The sequence below is a fragment of the Streptomyces sp. NPDC048623 genome (genome assembly GCF_040650755.1).
Taxonomy (GTDB): domain Bacteria; phylum Actinomycetota; class Actinomycetes; order Streptomycetales; family Streptomycetaceae; genus Streptomyces.
Genome location: NZ_JBEZHV010000005.1, coordinates 294,668 through 311,465 on the forward strand (window position 1 = coordinate 294,668; position 16,798 = coordinate 311,465).

17 protein-coding genes are annotated in these 16,798 nt (G+C 73.2%); 8 read left to right on the plus strand and 9 right to left on the minus strand.

Annotated elements, in window-relative coordinates:
* Positions 1-81: 81 nt before the first annotated feature.
* The 3 genes from AB0C73_RS10280 to pdhA are packed head-to-tail and all read right to left on the minus strand — an operon-like array spanning position 82 to position 3,637.
* Positions 82-1,446, minus strand: coding sequence for a dihydrolipoamide acetyltransferase family protein (locus AB0C73_RS10280; RefSeq protein WP_362527036.1), 1,365 nt, complete (start codon positions 1,444-1,446; stop codon positions 82-84).
* Positions 1,446-2,477 (minus strand): alpha-ketoacid dehydrogenase subunit beta, encoded by a 1,032-nt coding sequence (locus AB0C73_RS10285; protein WP_362527038.1) that lies wholly within the window; start codon positions 2,475-2,477, stop codon positions 1,446-1,448. Before AB0C73_RS10285 ends, AB0C73_RS10280 begins: the two co-directional genes overlap by 1 nt.
* Positions 2,474-3,637: a pyruvate dehydrogenase (acetyl-transferring) E1 component subunit alpha gene (gene pdhA, locus AB0C73_RS10290; RefSeq protein ID WP_362527041.1), complete on the minus strand. Its 1,164-nt coding sequence runs from the start codon at positions 3,635-3,637 to the stop codon at positions 2,474-2,476. Before pdhA ends, AB0C73_RS10285 begins: the two co-directional genes overlap by 4 nt.
* A gap of 337 nt (positions 3,638-3,974) precedes the next feature.
* Between pdhA and AB0C73_RS10295 the strand changes: the two genes are divergently transcribed.
* Complete coding sequence (locus tag AB0C73_RS10295; RefSeq protein WP_362527256.1) at positions 3,975-4,466, plus strand: Lrp/AsnC family transcriptional regulator; 492 nt, start codon at positions 3,975-3,977, stop codon at positions 4,464-4,466.
* A 98-nt stretch (positions 4,467-4,564) separates the two neighbouring features.
* Here AB0C73_RS10295 and AB0C73_RS10300 read toward each other — a convergent pair whose 3' ends face one another.
* Both AB0C73_RS10300 and AB0C73_RS10305 read right to left on the minus strand, forming a co-directional pair.
* Positions 4,565-5,158, minus strand: a complete 594-nt coding sequence (locus AB0C73_RS10300) for a TetR/AcrR family transcriptional regulator (protein ID WP_362527043.1) — start codon at positions 5,156-5,158, stop codon at positions 4,565-4,567.
* The gene (locus AB0C73_RS10305; protein WP_362527258.1) at positions 5,155-6,717 is read right to left on the minus strand and encodes a 3-hydroxyacyl-CoA dehydrogenase; all 1,563 of its coding nucleotides are present in this window, start codon (positions 6,715-6,717) and stop codon (positions 5,155-5,157) included. The genes AB0C73_RS10300 and AB0C73_RS10305 overlap by 4 nt, the downstream gene beginning before the upstream one ends.
* Before the next feature lie 161 nt (positions 6,718-6,878).
* Between AB0C73_RS10305 and paaN the strand changes: the two genes are divergently transcribed.
* Positions 6,879-8,576, plus strand: a complete 1,698-nt coding sequence (gene paaN / locus AB0C73_RS10310) for a phenylacetic acid degradation protein PaaN (protein ID WP_362527045.1) — start codon at positions 6,879-6,881, stop codon at positions 8,574-8,576.
* Between the two features lie 51 nt (positions 8,577-8,627).
* Here paaN and AB0C73_RS10315 read toward each other — a convergent pair whose 3' ends face one another.
* From AB0C73_RS10315 to AB0C73_RS10325, 3 genes are read right to left on the minus strand one after another with little or no spacing between them, the layout of a single operon-like run.
* A complete protein-coding gene (locus tag AB0C73_RS10315; protein WP_362527047.1) occupies positions 8,628-9,311 on the minus strand; it encodes a TrmH family RNA methyltransferase in 684 nt (227 codons plus the stop codon).
* Positions 9,308-10,555, minus strand: a complete 1,248-nt coding sequence (locus tag AB0C73_RS10320) for an HTTM domain-containing protein (RefSeq protein WP_362527050.1) — start codon at positions 10,553-10,555, stop codon at positions 9,308-9,310. The genes AB0C73_RS10315 and AB0C73_RS10320 overlap by 4 nt, the downstream gene beginning before the upstream one ends.
* The gene (locus AB0C73_RS10325; RefSeq protein WP_362527053.1) at positions 10,552-11,421 is read right to left on the minus strand and encodes a DUF5819 family protein; all 870 of its coding nucleotides are present in this window, start codon (positions 11,419-11,421) and stop codon (positions 10,552-10,554) included. Before AB0C73_RS10325 ends, AB0C73_RS10320 begins: the two co-directional genes overlap by 4 nt.
* A gap of 60 nt (positions 11,422-11,481) precedes the next feature.
* Here AB0C73_RS10325 and paaA point away from each other — a divergent pair, with 60 nt between their 5' ends.
* The 6 genes from paaA to AB0C73_RS10355 all read left to right on the plus strand — a co-directional run bounded on the left by paaA (position 11,482) and on the right by AB0C73_RS10355 (position 16,405).
* Positions 11,482-12,525, plus strand: coding sequence for a 1,2-phenylacetyl-CoA epoxidase subunit PaaA (gene paaA / locus AB0C73_RS10330; protein WP_362527056.1), 1,044 nt, complete (start codon positions 11,482-11,484; stop codon positions 12,523-12,525).
* Positions 12,522-12,809, plus strand: a complete 288-nt coding sequence (gene paaB / locus AB0C73_RS10335) for a 1,2-phenylacetyl-CoA epoxidase subunit PaaB (RefSeq protein ID WP_362527058.1) — start codon at positions 12,522-12,524, stop codon at positions 12,807-12,809. The genes paaA and paaB overlap by 4 nt, the downstream gene beginning before the upstream one ends.
* Complete coding sequence (gene paaC, locus AB0C73_RS10340; protein ID WP_362527060.1) at positions 12,806-13,531, plus strand: 1,2-phenylacetyl-CoA epoxidase subunit PaaC; 726 nt, start codon at positions 12,806-12,808, stop codon at positions 13,529-13,531. The genes paaB and paaC overlap by 4 nt, the downstream gene beginning before the upstream one ends.
* Positions 13,525-14,040: a 1,2-phenylacetyl-CoA epoxidase subunit PaaD gene (gene paaD, locus AB0C73_RS10345; protein ID WP_362527063.1), complete on the plus strand. Its 516-nt coding sequence runs from the start codon at positions 13,525-13,527 to the stop codon at positions 14,038-14,040. The genes paaC and paaD overlap by 7 nt, the downstream gene beginning before the upstream one ends.
* A complete protein-coding gene (locus tag AB0C73_RS10350; protein WP_362527065.1) occupies positions 14,041-15,144 on the plus strand; it encodes a 2Fe-2S iron-sulfur cluster-binding protein in 1,104 nt (367 codons plus the stop codon). It abuts the gene before it with no gap.
* Between the two features lie 127 nt (positions 15,145-15,271).
* Positions 15,272-16,405 (plus strand): acyl-CoA dehydrogenase family protein, encoded by a 1,134-nt coding sequence (locus AB0C73_RS10355; RefSeq protein ID WP_362527068.1) that lies wholly within the window; start codon positions 15,272-15,274, stop codon positions 16,403-16,405.
* Between the two features lie 33 nt (positions 16,406-16,438).
* On the opposite strand, the gene AB0C73_RS10360 is transcribed toward AB0C73_RS10355, so the two are convergent.
* Positions 16,439-16,783, minus strand: coding sequence for a rhodanese-like domain-containing protein (locus AB0C73_RS10360; RefSeq protein WP_362527070.1), 345 nt, complete (start codon positions 16,781-16,783; stop codon positions 16,439-16,441).
* Positions 16,784-16,798: the final 15 nt, after the last annotated feature.

A 16,798-nucleotide genomic window follows, 5' to 3' on the forward strand; every position in this document is an offset into this window, starting at 1 on the left:
CCCGTGCCCCGTCCGGCGCGATTCCCGGCGGAGTCGTGCCGACCGAGCCGTGCCGTGCGGCTCGTGTCGGTCGTGCGGCGGTCAGAGCGTGCGGAGCAGCACCGCCGGGTTCTCGACACAGTCGGCGACATAGCGCAGGAAGCCGCCTGCCGTCCCGCCGTCGCACACCCGGTGGTCGAAGGTGAGCGACAGCTGGACCACCTGACGCACCGCCAGCTCGCCCTGGTGCACCCATGGCTTGGGCACGATCCGGCCGACGCCGAGCATGGCCGCCTCGGGGTGGTTGATGATCGGCGTGGAGCCGTCGACCCCGAACACCCCGTAGTTGTTCAGGGTGAAGGTGCCGCCGGTCAGGTCGGCCGGGGTCAGCGTCCCCTGCCGGGCCGCCTCGGTGAGCCGGGCGAACTCGGCGGTCAGCGACTCGGCGGTGCGCCCGCCGGCGTCCTTGACCACGGGGACGACCAGACCGCGTTCGGTCTGGGCCGCGAAACCGAGGTGCACACCGGGCAGCCGGACGATCTCCCGCGCGGCCGTGTCGACCGTGGAGTTGAGCTCCGGGAAGCGGCTCAGCGCATGGACGCAGATCCGGGCGAGCAGCGCGAGCACGGAGATCTTCGGCCCGCCCGCCGCGTTCATCGCCGCCCGCGCGGCCATGAGTTCGGTCGCGTCGGCGTCGACCCAGCAGGTCGCGTCGGGTATCTCGGTGCGGCTGCGCGACAGCTTGTCGGCGACGGCACCCCGGACGCCCCGCAGCGGTATCCGCTCCCCGGCGAGAGCCGGAGCGGCGGAGACGGGCGCGGCGGTCACAGGGGCCGGGGCGACCGCCGGGGCGGCGGCGGTGCGGTCGCGGACCGCGAGGGCGGACTCCACGTCGGCGCGCAGGATCAGCCCCTCGGGTCCCGAGCCGCGCACCTCGCGCAGGTCGAGCCCGCCGTCGCGGGCCAGCTTGCGCACCAGCGGCGAGATGACCGGCACCGGCCCGGTGGGCGCGACCGGGGCCACGGGCGCGGCAACCGGCGGCGCGGTCACGGCGGTGTGCGCCGCGTGCCGCACCCGGCGCCGCCGGGCGGCGGGCCCGGTGGTGCCGTAGCCGACGAGGACGTTGCCCGAGTACTCCGAGGAGACGGCGGCCTCGGAGCCGGCGGCGGCGGCCCCGGGGGCGGCTCCGGAGCCGGCGGGCAGGGTGTCCGGACCGGGCGTGCCCCCGACGGCGACCGTGATCAGCGGGGCGCCGACCGGGAGTTCGGTGCCCTCGTCGCCGAAGCGGGCGGTGACCACACCCCCGTACGGGCAGGGCACCTCGACCATCGCCTTGGCCGTCTCGACCTCGACGACCGGCTGGTCGATGGCGACGACGTCGCCGACGTTCACCAGCCAGCGCACGATCTCGGCCTCGGTCAGGCCCTCGCCCAGGTCGGGCAGCTTGAATTCGAGCACCTGGGCCATCAGCGCTCCGCCTCCCACTGGAGCCGGGCGACCGCGTCGAGGACCCGGTCGACACCCGGCAGGTGGTGCCGCTCCAGCATCGGCGGCGGGTAGGGGATGTCGAAGCCCGCGACCCGCAGCACCGGCGCCTCCAGGTGGTGGAAGCAGCGCTCGGTGATCCGGGCGGCTATCTCACCGCCGGGCCCGCCGAAGCCGGGCGACTCGTGGACCACGACGGCCCGGCCGGTGCGCCGCACCGACGCGCACACCGTCTCGTCGTCGAAGGGCACGAGCGAGCGCAGGTCGACGACCTCCAGGTCCCAGCCCTCGGCCGCGGCCGCCTCGGCGGCCTCCAGGCAGACCGGCAGGGAGGGGCCGTAGGTGACGAGGGTGGCGCTGGTGCCGCGGCGGCGGACGACCGCCTTGCCGATCGACTCGACGGCGGCCGGCGCCTCGGGGGACCAGTCGGCCTTCGACCAGTAGAGCCGCTTGGGCTCCAGGAACACGACGGGGTCGTCGGAGGCGATGGCGGCCCGCAGCAGCCCGTAGGCGTCCTCGACGGTCGCCGGGGTGACGACGTGGAGGCCGGGCGTCGCCATGTAGTACGCCTCGGAGGAGTCGCTGTGGTGCTCGACGCCGCCGATCCCGCCGCCGTACGGCACACGGACCACGATCGGCATCGGCATGGCGCCGCGGGTGCGGTTGCGCATCCGGGAGACATGGCTGATCAGCTGCTCGAACGCCGGGTAGGCGAAGGCGTCGAACTGCATCTCGACGACCGGGCGCAGCCCGTACATCGCCATGCCGACGGCCGTGCCGAGGATGCCCGCCTCGGCGAGCGGCGTGTCGGTGCAGCGGTCCTCGCCGAACTCCTTGGCGAGACCGTCGGTGATCCGGAAGACGCCGCCGAGGGTGCCGACGTCCTCGCCCAGGACGTGGACGGTGGGGTCCTCGGCCATCGCGTCGCGCATGGCCCGCTGGAGCGCCTGCGCCATGGTGGCGGGCTTGGCGGCCGTCTTCGCGGCCGGCCGCGCTGTCGCGTGGGTGGTCATCCCGCCTCGCTCTCGGCGTCGAGCTCCGCCCGCAGCTGCGCCGCCTGCTCGCGCAGCTGCGCGGTCTTCTCGGCGTACACGTGGGCGAACAGGTCCATCGGGTCGAGCACCGGGTCGGCGTTCATGCGCTCGCGCAGTCGCGCCGCCATGCTCTCGGCCTCCTCGGCGGCCGCGCGGCGGCCGTCCTCGTCGAGGATTCCGCGCTCGGTGAGCTCCCGCTCCAGGATCAGGATCGGGTCGTGCGCCCGCCAGGCCTCGACCTCGCTGTCACCGCGGTAGCGGGTGGCGTCGTCGGCGTTGGTGTGGGCGTCGATCCGGTAGGTGACGGCCTCGACCAGGGTGGGTCCGCCGCCGCGCCGGGCGCGGGCCACGGCCTCGGCGAGCACCTGGTGGACGGCGACCGCGTCGTTGCCGTCGACGAGCCGGCCGGGCATCCCGTATCCGACGGCCTTGTGGGCCAGGGACGGGGCGGCGGTCTGCTTGGCGAGCGGCACGGAGATCGCGAAGCCGTTGTTCTGCACGAGGAAGACCACGGGGGCCTGCCACACGGCGGCGAAGTTCAGCGCCTCGTGGAAGTCGCCCTCGCTGGTGCCGCCGTCGCCGACCATGGCGAGCGCGACCACGTCGTCACCCTTGAGCCGGGCGGCGTGGGCGAGGCCCACCGCGTGCGGGAGCTGGGTGGCCAGCGGGGTGCTGAGCGGCGCTATGCGGTGCTCGCGCGGGTCGTAGCCGGTGTGCCAGTCGCCGCGCAGCAGGGTGAGGGCCTCCACCGGGTCGAGGCCACGGGCCACGGCCGCGAGGGTGTCGCGGTAGGAGGGGAAGAGCCAGTCCCGCTCCTCCAGGACCAGCGCGGCCGCGACCTCGCTGGCCTCCTGGCCGGTCGTGGAGGGGTAGACGGCGAGCCGGCCCTGCTTGGTGAGCGCGGTCGCCTGCGCGTTGTACCGGCGGCCGCGGACGAGCTCCCGGTAGAGACGTCGCAGCAGCTCGGGGTCGGCGTCGGCCACGGCGTCGGTGCCGAGCACACGCAGCGGCTCCGCGTCCGGCAGCAGCGGAGCGGGGTCGGTGCGCGGCCGCCAGGCCGGCGGCGGCGTGGGCCGGTAGGCACGGTCGGCACCGGGGGGCTCTTGGACTGTCGAACTGCGCTGTTGCAACGAGTCCACCTCCTCGTGGGAGCGGGCATAAACCCGAAGGCGGGTGGCGCGGAAATGTGGCGCGCCTCACCTACCGATTGTTCGGTCGTGGAGGCATTTTGGCTACAGGCACCTCCAGCCTGTGGACAAACGGTTCTCCACAGCCTGGGATGGATACAGGTCGTCCACGGGAGAGAGGCGGGGGGACATGGCGGATGAACAAATGGCCGACGTCGACGAGCACACGGACGGCGAGCCCCTGAACACGCCCCCCGGCGCCGCCCCCGCGGCCGGGACGGCGCCCGTGCCCCTGGGGACGTGGGGAGGCCCCGCGGGCCCGCCGCCGGGTCCGCAGGCCGGCCCTGCCATGGTCCCCCCGCCGGCCCCGGCCCGCCCGCTGGACGCCATCGACCGTGACATCCTGCGGCTGCTGCAGACCGACGGCCGGGCCTCGGTCCGCTCCGTGGCCGAACGGGTGCACGTGTCCCGCGCCAACGCGTACGCGCGGATCAACCGGCTCATCGACGACGGCGTGATCCGCGGCTTCGGTGCCCGCGTCAACCACGAGCGGGCCGGGCACGGGGCCTCCGCCTACATCACCCTGAAGATCGTCCAGAACTCCTGGCGCACCGTGCGCGAACAGCTCCAGGCCCTGCCGGGCGCCGCGCACATCGCCCTGGTCAGCGGCGACTTCGACGTGCTGCTCCTGGTCCACACCCCGGACAACCGGACCCTGCGCGAGCTGGTCCTCACCCGGCTCCAGTCCATCCCCGAGGTGCTCTCGACCCGCACCCTGCTGGTCTTCGAGGAGACCGACCTCGACCCGTCCCCGGCCCCGTACCCGGACCAGCGGGACTGACGGGACCAAGGGGACTGACGGGGCCGGGAACGCGCGAGGGCCCGGCCGGGGCGATCCCGGCCGGGCCCTCGTCGTCCGTCCCGACGAATCCGTACGTCTCAGCGGGCCGTGCGCAGCCCGTCGAAGGCGAGGTACACGACGGTGTCCACCAGCTGCTCGCGCTCGGCCGCGGAGTCGTGGTGCGGCCGGTACCACTCCACCAGCGAGTTGACCATGCCGAAGAGCAGCCGGGTCGCGAGCCGGATGTCCAGGTCGGCCCGCAGGTCGCCCTCGGCGGCCGCCGCCTTGAGGAGTTCGGCCACCCGGTGGTCGAACTCGCGGCGCCGCTCCAGGGCCCACCGCTCGGTCGAGGTGTTGCCGCGCACCCGCAGCAGCAGCGTCACGTACGGCAGCTCGGCGATCAGCACCTCCACGGTGCGCCGGGTCACGTACTCGACCCGCTCGACGGCCCGGCCGCGGTTCGCCGCCGGCTCGTCGAGAATGCCGAAGAGACCGTCGAGCGCCCGGCTCACGGCCCGCCGCAGCAGCTCCTCCTTGCCCGCCACATGGTGGTAGATCGACGACTTGGAGATCCCCGCCGCCTTGGACAGGTGCTCCATCGACGTGCCGTCGTAACCGCGCTCGTTGAAGACCCCCACGGCGACCGAGAGCAGCGTCTCGGGGGTGTACGTGTCGCGTCGCGCGGTGGTCATGCGGTCTCCTCCGCGGAATCCTCTGCCGCCTCCGCCGCCTCTTCGTCGTACCCGCGGCGCGCGAGGGCGAGCGAGGGCGCGTAGCGGCCGGTGGGGTAGCGCTCGTGCAGGTTGGACAGCAGGTTCCGCACGCGCGCGTGCCCGATCCGCCCGGCCCACTCCAGGGGCCCCAGCGGGTAGTTGACGCCGAGCCGCATCGCCGTGTCGATGTCCTCGGCGGAGGCGACGCCCCGCTCGACGGCGTCGGCGGCGAGGTCGGCGAGCATCGCGACCGTACGGGCCACGATCATGCCGGGGACGTCCCCGATCACGGACACCTGCTTGCCGAGCGCCTGGAACAGGCCCACGGCCTCCTCCAGGGTCTCCCGCGAGGTCCGCGTCCCGGTGGACAGAACGATCCTGCCCGCCTTCGCGTAGTCGAGGGCGAGGTCGAAGTAGACGACCTCGTCATCGCGGAACTCGAAGCCGGTCTCGCCGTCCGCGAGGTGCAGCCGGCCGCCGCCGGGCAGCGCGATGTATCCGCTGCCGCTCCGGCGCCGCACGGTGATCCCGGCCTGCTCGAACAGCTCCACCAGCGGATGCGCGGGCCCGAGGTCGCCGCGCACGGCGATGCCCGCGGGTGCCTGGGCCGGTGCCGCCGTGTGCGGCTCGGGGCGCTCGGCGCCCTCCGCGTACGGGAACCAGCCGTGCCCGCTCTTGCGGCCGAGCCGCCCCGACTCGACCAGCCGGCGCTGGGCGAGCGACGGGGTGAACTTGGGGTCCTGGAAGAAGGAGTCCCACACCGAGCGGGTCACGGCCTCGTTGACGTCCTGGCCGATGAGGTCGGTCAGCTCGAAGGGGCCCATCCGGAAGCCGCCGCACTCGCGCAGCGCCGCGTCGATGGTGGCCGGGTCGGCGGCGCCCTCCTCGAAGATCCGCAGGGCCTCCGCGTAGAAGGGGCGGGCGACCCGGTTCACGATGAAGCCGGGGGTGTCGGTGCAGCGCACCGGCGTCTTGCCCCAGCCCTTCGCCGTCTCGTACGCGCGCGTGGCGACGGCCGGGTCGGTGGCGAAGCCGCTCACGACCTCGACCAGCGGCAGCAGCGGGGCGGGATTGAAGAAGTGCAGGCCGACGAACCGGCCGGGGTGCGCGAGGCCGCCCGCGATGGCGGTCACCGACAGCGAGGAGGTGTTGGTGGCGAGCACGGCGTCCGCCGCGACGACCTGCTCCAGGTCGGCGAACAGGCGCTGCTTGACCGGGAGCTGCTCGACGATCGCCTCGACGACCAGGGCGGCGTCGGCGAGCTCCTGGAGCGCGCCGGCCGCGTGCAGCCGGGCGACGGCCGCGTCCCGCTCCGCCGCGTCGAGCCGGCCCTTCTCGACCAGCCGGTCCAGACGTGCGGCGACCGTGGCCACGGCCTCGGCGGCCCGGTCGGGCGCGCTGTCGTAGAGGCGCACCGGATGGCCCGCGACAAGGGCGACCTGGGCGATCCCCTGGCCCATGGTGCCGGTGCCGACGACGGCGACGACGCCGTCCGGTCCGATGCCCTGCCCGAGGGTCCCGGCTCCGTCGGCCGGCATCGCGTCGCTCCCCTGGACGGGCGTGTTGGCGGTCATAGGAGTGATCCTCCCCGATGGGTTCTCCACAGGATCGACGGACCCCCTTGTCCCGACCGATCGTTCGGTTACTCTAACTCCGTACGCGTCTTCCTGCCCAGCTCGACGAGGAGTTGGTCCATTCCATGGCCACCGCTCAGCTGACCACCGACCGTCTGGCCGAGAAGCACCGGTCCACGCTCGACCAGGCCCTCGCCACCATCCGCACCCGCGCCTACTGGTCCCCGTACCCGGAGCACCCCAAGGCCTACGGGGAGCACGGCTCGCTGGACGCCGCCGCGGGTCTCGCCGCCTACCAGGACCTGCTCGGCAAGCGCTTCGAGCTCGACCAGCCCGGCACGGACGGCTGGACGGGCGCCGAGGTCTCGCCGTACGGTCCGGCGCTCGGCGTCGAGTACCCGCACGCCGACCTCGACGTGCTGCTGCCGGCGATGCGTGCCGGCATGGGCGCCTGGCGCGACGCCGGCGCCGAGACCCGCGCCCTGGTGTGCCTGGAGATCCTCGCCCGGATCTCCGCCCGCACCCACGAGTTCGCGCACGCGGTCATGCACACCAGCGGCCAGGCCTTCATGATGGCGTTCCAGGCCGGCGGCCCGCACGCCCAGGACCGCGGTCTTGAGGCCGTGGCGTACGCGTACGAGGAGCAGACCCGCACCCCGGGCGGCCGCGCCGCCTGGTCGAAGCCGCAGGGCAAGCGGGACCCGCTGGAGCTCAGCAAGGAGTTCACCCCGGTCGGCCGCGGCATCGCGCTGGTCATCGGCTGCAACACCTTCCCGACGTGGAACGGGTACCCGGGCCTGTTCGCGTCCCTGGCCACCGGCAACCCGGTCCTGGTCAAGCCGCACCCGCGCGCGGTGCTGCCGCTGGCGCTGACCGTGCGGGTGGCCCGCGAGGTCCTCGCCGAGGCCGGTTTCGACCCGAACCTGGTGGCGCTGGCCGCGGAGGGCGCGGGCGAGGGCATCGCCAAGACCCTGGCCGTCCGCCCCGAGATCCGGATCATCGACTACACCGGCTCGACCGCCTTCGGCGACTGGCTGGAGACCAACGCCCGGCAGGCCCAGGTCTACACGGAGAAGGCCGGCGTCAACACGGTCGTCGTCGACTCCACCGACGACTACAAGGGGATGCTCTCCAACCTGGCCTTCTCGCTGTCCCTGTACAGCGGCCAGATGTGCACCACCCCGCAGAACCTGCTGATCCCGCGCGACGGCATCACCACCGACCAGGGCCCGAAGTCGTACGACGAGGTGGTCGCCGACCTCGCGGGCACGGTCGGCGGTCTGCTCGGCGACGACGCCCGGGCGAACGCGCTGCTCGGCGCCCTGGTCAACCCGGACGTGAAGGCACGGCTCGAGGCCGCGGCCGGTCTGGGCGAGGTGGCGCTGGCCTCCCGCGAGGTGGCGAACCCGGAGTTCCCGGACGCCGTGGTGCGCACCCCGGTGATCGTGAAGCTGGACGGCTCGAAGCCGGACGCGGAGGCGGCGTACTTCTCGGAGTGCTTCGGCCCGGTCTCGTTCGCGGTGTCGGTCGACTCGACGGCCGACGCGCTGGAGCTGCTGCGGCGCACCGTGCGCGAGAAGGGCGCGATGACGGTCGGCGCGTACACGACCTCGGCGGACACCGAGCGGGCCGTGGAGGAGGTCTGCCTGGAGGAGTCGGCGCAGCTGTCGCTGAACCTGACGGGCGGCGTCTATGTGAACCAGACGGCCGCGTTCTCCGACTTCCACGGCTCGGGCGGCAACCCGGCGGCGAACGCGGCGCTGTGCGACGGCGCCTTCGTCTCCAACCGCTTCCGGGTGGTGGAGGTCCGCCGCCAGGCCTGATCTCGCGGCGCGCCCGGCGTGCCGGTCCCTGTTCGGGGGCCGGCACGTCGGCTATTCGGGGGCCGGTACGTCGGCGTGCCGCTGCACCCACGCGTGCATCGCGATGGCGGCCGCGGCACCCGCGTTGATCGACCGGGTCGAGCCGAACTGGGCGATCGAGCAGACCATGGCGGCGTGGGCGCGTGCCTCCTCGGTGAGGCCCGGGCCCTCCTGCCCGAACAGCAGCACACAGCGGCGCGGCAGCACTGTCCGTTCCAGCGGCACCGCGCCCGGCAGGTTGTCGATGCCGATGACCGGCAGGCCCTCGGCGGCCGCCCAGGCGGTCAGCGACGCGGTGTCCGGGTGGTGCCGGACGTGCTGGTAGCGGTCGGTGACCATGGCGCCGCGCCGGTTCCAGCGGCGCCGTCCGACGATGTGGACCTCCTTGGCCAGGAAGGCGTTGGCGGTCCGCACCACCGAGCCGATGTTGAAGTCGTGGCCCCAGTTCTCCACGGCCACGTGGAAGTCGTGGCGGCGGGTGTCCAGGTCCGCGACGATCGCCTCGCGCGTCCAGTACCGGTAGGCGTCGACGACATTGCGCCGGTCGCCTCCGGCCAGCAGCTCGGGGTCGTAGCGCTCGTCGTCCGGCCACGGCCGCGGGTGCGGGCCGACGCCGATCTCGGGGCCGTACCCCTCGTCGTACTGGAGCGGCTCGGCGCCCGGGACGGGTGCGGGCTGTTCTTCGGTGGTGCTCACCCGACGAGGGTACGGGTGCCGGCCTCGTCACCCGAACGGCTCTGTCCGGGCAGCTCGGCCCCGGCCGCGGACCGGCCGAGCAGCCGGTCCCGGCCGCGGGCGGCCCGCGCGCCCAGCCACACCAGGAACGCGGTGGGCAGGAACACGGAGTCCGCGCTGATCATCATGAGTGAGAAGAACGGCAGCCCGAACAGCAGCGCGATGCCCGCGTGCTCCAGCATCATGGCCACCAGGAGCACGTTCTTGACCTTGCGGTTGAACAGGGTGAACGGGAACGCGACCTGCGCGATCACGGTGCCGTAGGACAGCAGCAGCGCGATCACCCCGCTCGATCCCAGCAGGCCGGAGAGGGCCGGCCAGGGGGAGAAGTAGTCGAGCTGGAGCGGGAAGTAGAGCGCGGTGCCGTCCTGCCAGCGCGAGCCCTGCACCTTGTACCAGCCGGCCGTGGCGTAGATGAGACAGACCTCGGCCATGATCAGGGCGAGGGTGGCGTTGTGCGCCAGGTTGGCGAGGACGTCGAGCAGGGTGCGCGGCTCGCCAGGGGCGAAGCGGCACACCAGCCACCACAGCGCGTTTCCCAGCCACAGCACCCACAGGAGCACCAGCAGCCACCACTCGCCGGTGACGTCGGAGAACCAGGTGGCGGCCATCAGGAAGCCGCCGAGCACGATCCACAGCAGCGGCCCGGCGGGGCCCTGGCCGGCGCGGCCGCGGGCGGCACGCCGGGCGTCGAGCGACCAGACCTGGGCGCAGCGGGTGAGGACGAGGTAGACCGCCATGAGGTGGATGACGTTGTCGCCGCCGTCGCCCATGAAGATGGACCGGTTCTGCAGGGAGAGCACGCCGGCCATGAAGACCACGGAGACGGCCCGGGTGCGCCAGCCGACCAGCAGCAGGGCGGCGGAGAGCACCGCGAGGCCGTAGACGACCTCGAACCAGAGGCGCCCGTCGGACCACATGAGCACGGTGAAGGCGCGGTTGTCGGTGATCAGCTGCCGCGCCATGTCCCAGGACCAGGGGCCGTCCGGCCCGTACAGCTCCAGGCGGTGGGGCCATTCGCGCAGCAGGAAGAACAGCCAGGTGAAGGAGAAGCCGATGCGGATGATCGCGCTCTGGTAGGGGCCGAGCGCCTCGCCGGTGACCTTCTGGACGGCGGCGGCGAGCCGCCGGTCGAAGGGGCGGCGGGGGCGCGCGGGCGCGGCGTCCGCCGCGGGCGCGGGGGTGGGGCGCGGGCTCTGGCTCATCGGGCCGTCTCCGTCCCGGCCGCGGCGGCCTGCGCCGCGTCCTTCGCCTCGTCGTCCGCCGCGTCCTTCGCCTCGGTGCCGGTGGCGGCGCCGGGGCGGTCGGGGGCGGTGATGCGCCACCAGGGGTAGTCGAGGAAGACGGGCTCGGTGTCGATCTTCTCGGTGCTCCAGGGGGCGGCCGGAACGGGCCGGGTGACGGTGCGGAGCTGGATCTTGTCGACGGTGCCGCCGAGGGCCCGCTCGTCGAGGCGCTGCATGACGATCCGGCGGACGTACTGCTCGGAGAGCCGCCCGCGCAGGCCGTTGGGGCGGTGGTCCTCGGTGTGGGAGCCGAGGTAGAAGTCCCAGGCCCGGCGCAGCTCGTTCTGCCGGGTGTGGCTGGGCAGCGGGTTGCCGCGGATCCCCTCGACGTCCCAGGCGGTGAGGTCGGTCCAGCCGCTGGTGCCGCGGCTGCCGTCGGCGTGTACGACCTCGGCCCTGACCTGCACGGACATGTTCTGCTGGAGCGGGTTGGGCGCGAACAGCTTCCAGTTCTGCTCGAACTCGGGGTAGATCCAGTCGTCGACCGCCTCGCCGTGCTGTTTGGTCAGCGTGTTCGACGGCGCGACGTGCAGGAACACCATCGCGAGATGGACGCAGGCGAAGACGCCGGCCACGGCGAGGGCGACGGCCGCGACCACCTGGTACGGCATCGAGAGCCCCGCGATCCCGGCCCGCGGCGCTGGGGGCTCGGGGAGCGGATCCGCTTCGGCCACCCGTTCGGACGAACCTTCCGGTCCGGGCGCGGTCCCGCCCCCGTCGTCGTACGAGTCCATCGCGCCCCGCTCCCGCTCGGCCTCAGCAGTTATCCACAGGGTTGACACCATACGGGCCGCCGAACGACCATTGAAGTCAGTCAACCGAACGATCGGTCGGTAGGGAGTCCGATGGCCACAGGTACGGCAGAGACGACAGCGACAGAGGGCGCGACGGCGACCCAGGCCGCCCTCGAAGCGGTGTTCGACGCCGCCGTGGCAGCCGACGAGCGCATCGAGCCCCGCGACTGGATGCCCGACGGCTACCGGACCGGCCTCATCCGCCAGATCGCCCAGCACGCCCACTCCGAGATCATCGGCATCCAGCCCGAGGCCAACTGGATCACCCGCGCGCCCTCCCTGCGGCGCAAGGCGATCCTCATGGCCAAGGTCCAGGACGAGGCGGGCCACGGCCTGTACCTCTACAGCGCGGCCGAGACCCTCGGCACCAGCCGCGACGAGCTCCTCGACAAGCTCCACAGCGGCCGCCAGAAGTACTCGTCGATCTTCAACTACCCCACGCTGACCTGGGCCGACGTCGGCGCCATCGGCTGGCTCGTCGACGGCGCCGCCATCACCAACCAGGTCCCCCTCTGTCGCTGCTCCTACGGTCCGTACGCGCGGGCCATGGTCCGCGTCTGCAAGGAGGAGTCCTTCCACCAGCGCCAGGGGTACGAGGCGCTCCTCACCCTCTCGCGCGGCACCGACGCCCAGCGCGCCATGGCCCAGGACGCGGTGAACCGCTGGTGGTGGCCGTCGCTGATGATGTTCGGCCCGCCGGACGACGTGTCGACCCACTCCGCGCAGGCGATGGCCTGGAAGATCAAGCGCCACTCCAACGACGAACTGCGCCAGCGCTTCGTCGATGCCACCGCCCCGCAGGCCGAGTCCCTCGGCCTCACCCTGCCCGACCCCGACCTGAAGTGGAACGAGGAGCGCGGGCACTACGACTTCGGCCCCATCGACTGGGACGAGTTCTGGGACATCCTCAAGGGCAACGGCCCCTGCAACGAGCAGCGGCTCACCAAGCGCCGCCAGGCCCACGAGGACGGCGCCTGGGTCAGGGAGGCCGCCGCGGCCTACGCCGACAAGCACCGGCCGCACACCGGCCACGACGACACGCACCACACCGGCACCGCCGCCGGACCGCACAAGGACGGGGAGGCACAGGCATGACCACCGACGGATGGCCGCTGTGGGAGGTGTTCGTGCGCGCGCGCCGCGGACTGTCCCACACCCACGCCGGCAGCCTGCACGCACCCGACGCCGAGATGGCCCTGCGCAACGCGCGCGACCTCTACACCCGCCGCAACGAGGGCGTGTCGATCTGGGTCGTGCCCTCCGCCGCCATCACCGCCTCCTCGCCCGACGAGAAGGACCCCTTCTTCGAACCCGCCGCGGACAAGGCCTACCGGCACCCCACCTTCTACGAGATCCCGGACGGGGTGAAGCACCTGTGACCGGCCACCCCACCACCGCGCCCGCCGCTTCCCTCGCCCTCGGCGACGACGCCCTCGTCCTCGCCCAGCGGCTGGGGGAGTGGGCGGGCGGCGCCCCCGTGCTCGAAGAAGAGGTCGCCCTCGCCAACATCGCGCTCGACCTCCTCGGCCAGGCCCGCGCCCTGCTCTCCCTCAGCGGCGACGAGGACGAACTGGCCTACCTCCGCGAGGAGCGCGCCTTCCGCAACTGCCAGCTCGTCGAACAGCCCAACGGCGACTTCGCCCACACCATCGCCCGGCAGCTGTACTTCTCCACCTACCAGCGCCTCCTCTATACACAGCTCGCCGCCGGCGGCGGCCCGCTCGCCGCGATCGCCGCCAAGGCCGTCAAGGAAGTCGCCTACCACCAGGACCACGCCGAGCACTGGACCCTGCGCCTCGGCGACGGCACCGAGGAGAGCCACCGGCGCATGCAGACCGCCTGCGACGCCCTGTGGCGCTACACCGGCGAACTGTTCGAGCCGCTCGACGGCCTCGACGTGGACAGCGCCGCCATGGAGACCGCCTGGCTCGACTCCGTCACCGCCGTCCTCGGCCGGGCGACGCTCACCGTCCCCGCCGGGCCGCGCACCGGCGCCTGGTCCGCCGGTGCCGGCCGGCAGGGACTCCACACCGAGTCCTTCGGCCGCATGCTCGCCGAGATGCAGCACCTGCACCGCAGCCACCCGGGGGCATCATGGTGACCACCGCGCCGAGGCCGGCCCCGACCGCCCTCGAAGAGGAATTGGCCCGGATCGCCGGCGCCGTCCCCGACCCCGAGATCCCCGTGATCACGCTCGCCGAACTCGGCGTGGTGCGCGGCGTCCACGTCCACGCCCCCGGCCGCGTCGAGGTCGAACTCACCCCGACCTACACCGGCTGCCCCGCCGTCGAGGCGATGTCCGCCGACATCGAACACGCCCTCCACGCGCACGGCGTGCCCGAGGTCAGCGTCGTCACCGTCCTCAGCCCCGCCTGGTCGACGGACGACATCAGCGACGAAGGACGCCGCAAACTCGCCGAGTTCGGCATCGCCCCGCCCCGCCCCCAGGGCCCGGCCGGCGGACCGATACCGCTCACCCTCGCGATCCGCTGCCCCCACTGCGGCTCCACCGACACCGAACTCCTCAGCCGCTTCTCCTCCACCGCGTGCAAGGCGCTGCGCCGCTGCACCGCCTGCCGCGAACCGTTCGACCACTTCAAGGAGTTGTAGATGGCCTCCTCCGCCGCCACCGCCGGCGACGCCGGACGGGCCGGGTTCCATCCGCTCCGTGTGAGCGAGGTCGAGCGGCTCACCGACGACTCCGTCGCCGTCACCTTCGCCGTCCCGGCCGAGCTGCGCGACGCCTACCGCCACACCCCCGGCCAGCACCTCGCCCTGCGCCGCACCGGCCCCGCCGGCGAGGAGATCCGCCGCACCTACTCGATCTGCGCCCCGGCCGCCGCCGAGGGCGAGACCCCCGTCCTGCGCGTCGGCATCCGCCTGGTCGACGGAGGCGAGTTCTCCACCTACGCCCTCAAGGAACTCGCCGTCGGTGACACCGTCGAGGTCATGGAACCCATGGGCCGCTTCCTCCTCGACCCGCGCCCCGGACACTTCGCCGCCGTCGTCGGCGGCAGCGGCATCACCCCGGTCCTCTCGATGGCCGCCACCCTGCTCGCCCGCGAACCCGAGGCCCGGTTCTGCCTGGTCCGCAGCGACCGCACCGCGGCCTCCACGATGTTCCTGGACGAGGTCGCCGACCTCAAGGACCGCTTCCCCGACCGGTTCCAGCTCATCACCGTGCTCTCCCGCGAGGAACAGCAGGCCAGCCTGCCCTCCGGACGGCTCGACGAGGAGCGGCTCACCGCCCTGCTGCCCGCGCTCCTGCCCGTCAGCGAGATCGACGGCTGGTTCCTGTGCGGCCCCTTCGGCCTGGTGCAGCACGCCGAACGGGCCCTGCGCGGCCTCGGCGTCGCCCGCACCCGTATCCACCAGGAGATCTTCCACGTCGACGACGGCTCCGCCCCCGCCCCGGCCCCCGCGGCGGACGCCCCCGCCCACGCCACGCTGACCGCCACGCTCCACGGCCGGTCCGGCAACTGGCCCGTCCAGCAGGGCGAGACGCTGCTCGACACCGTGCTGCGCGCCCGGGCGGACGCCCCGTACGCCTGCAAGGGCGGCGTGTGCGGCACCTGCCGCGCCTTCCTCGTCACCGGCGAGGTGCGGATGGACCGCAACTTCGCCCTGGAACCCGAGGAGACCGAGGCCGGCTACGTCCTGGCCTGCCAGTCCCACCCCGCCACCCCGGAGGTCGAGCTCGACTTCGACCGCTGACGGACCGGCGCGGCCGGGTGCGTCCGGGCACGACCGGGCGCGCCCGGCCATTCCCTTCCGGTAGAACCTGTTCTATCTTGACGATCCGTCGGATCAGCTCAGGGGCAAGGCCGGAAGGGACAGGACCGTGGACTTCACCTTCACCGAAGAACAGCAGGCGGCCGCCGAAACGGCCAAGGCCGTCTTCGCCGACGTCCCACCCGACACCGTCCCCAGCCCCGCCCTCACCCCCGGCGCCGTCGCCGACGACTTCGACCGCGCCCTCTGGGCCCGCCTCGCCGACACCGACCTCCTCGGCCTCACCCTCGCCCCCGCCCACGGCGGCTCCGGACTCGACCCCATCGCCCTCTGCCTCGTCCTCCGCGAATCCGCCCGCGCCCTGGCCCGCATCCCCCTCCTCGAAACCAGCGCCGTCGCCCTCACCCTCCAGCAGTACGCCCCCGAGGCCACCGCGACCGCCCTGCTCCCCCGCGTCGCCCGCGGCGAACTCGTCCTCACCGCCGCCGCCCACGGACGCACCGGCCACGACCCGGCCCCCCTCTCCGTCACCGCCCACCGCGGCCACGGCGCCTGGACCCTCGACGGCCACACCAGCGCCGTCCCCTGGGCCCACCACGCCGACCACATCGCCGTACCCGCGCACACCCACGACGGACACACCGTCCTCGCCCTGCTGCCCCGCAGCCGGCCCGGCCTCACCCTCACCGCGCAATACGGCACCCACGGCGAACAGCTCGCCGAACTCCACCTCGACGACGTCCGCCTCGACGACACCGACGTCATCACCACCGAAGGCGCCTGGGAACGGCTCCACGGCCTCCTCACCACCGGCACCTGCGCGCTCGCCCTCGGCATCGGCGAACAAGTCCTCCGCATGACCAGCCAATACACCGGCAAGCGCGAACAGTTCGGCCACCCCGTGGCCACCTTCCAGGCCGTCGCGGTCCAGGCCGCCGACCGCTACATCGACCTGCGCGCCATGGAAGTCACCCTCTGGCAGGCCGCCTGGCGCCTCACCACCGACGCCACCGGCAGTCTCCCCGCCGCAGGAGACATCGCCGTCGCCAAGATCTGGGCATCAGAAGGCGTCCGCCGCGTCGTCCAGACCGCCCAGCACCTCCACGGCGGCTTCGGCGCCGACACCGACTACCCCCTGCACCGCTACCACGCCTGGGCCAAACACCTCGAACTCGCCCTCGGCCCCGCGGCCCGGCACGAAGAAGAACTCGGCGACCTGCTCGCCACCCACCAGCTCGGCTGACCGCCGGGGGAGAGGCCGACCGCCGGGGAAGTGTCAGAGAACGTAGGCGGGGCTTCCGTCGTCCGTCACCATCGGACGCCCCGCGCCCTCCCACGCCAGCATCCCGCCGTCGACATTCACCGCGTCGAAGCCCTGCCCCACCAGATACTGCGTGACCTGCGCCGAACGGCCACCCACCCGGCACACCACAAACGCCTGCCCGGCCTCCGCCATGGCCGCCGTCACCTCGCCGAACCGCGCCACGAACCCGCTCATCGGCACATGCAGCGCACCCTCGACATGACCGGCCGCCCACTCGTCGTCCTCACGGACATCGAGCAGCAGAGCACCGGCCGGCACGGAAGCCGCGTCGACCGACGGCAGCGGGGCGAAATTCATGAACCTGGCCTTCTC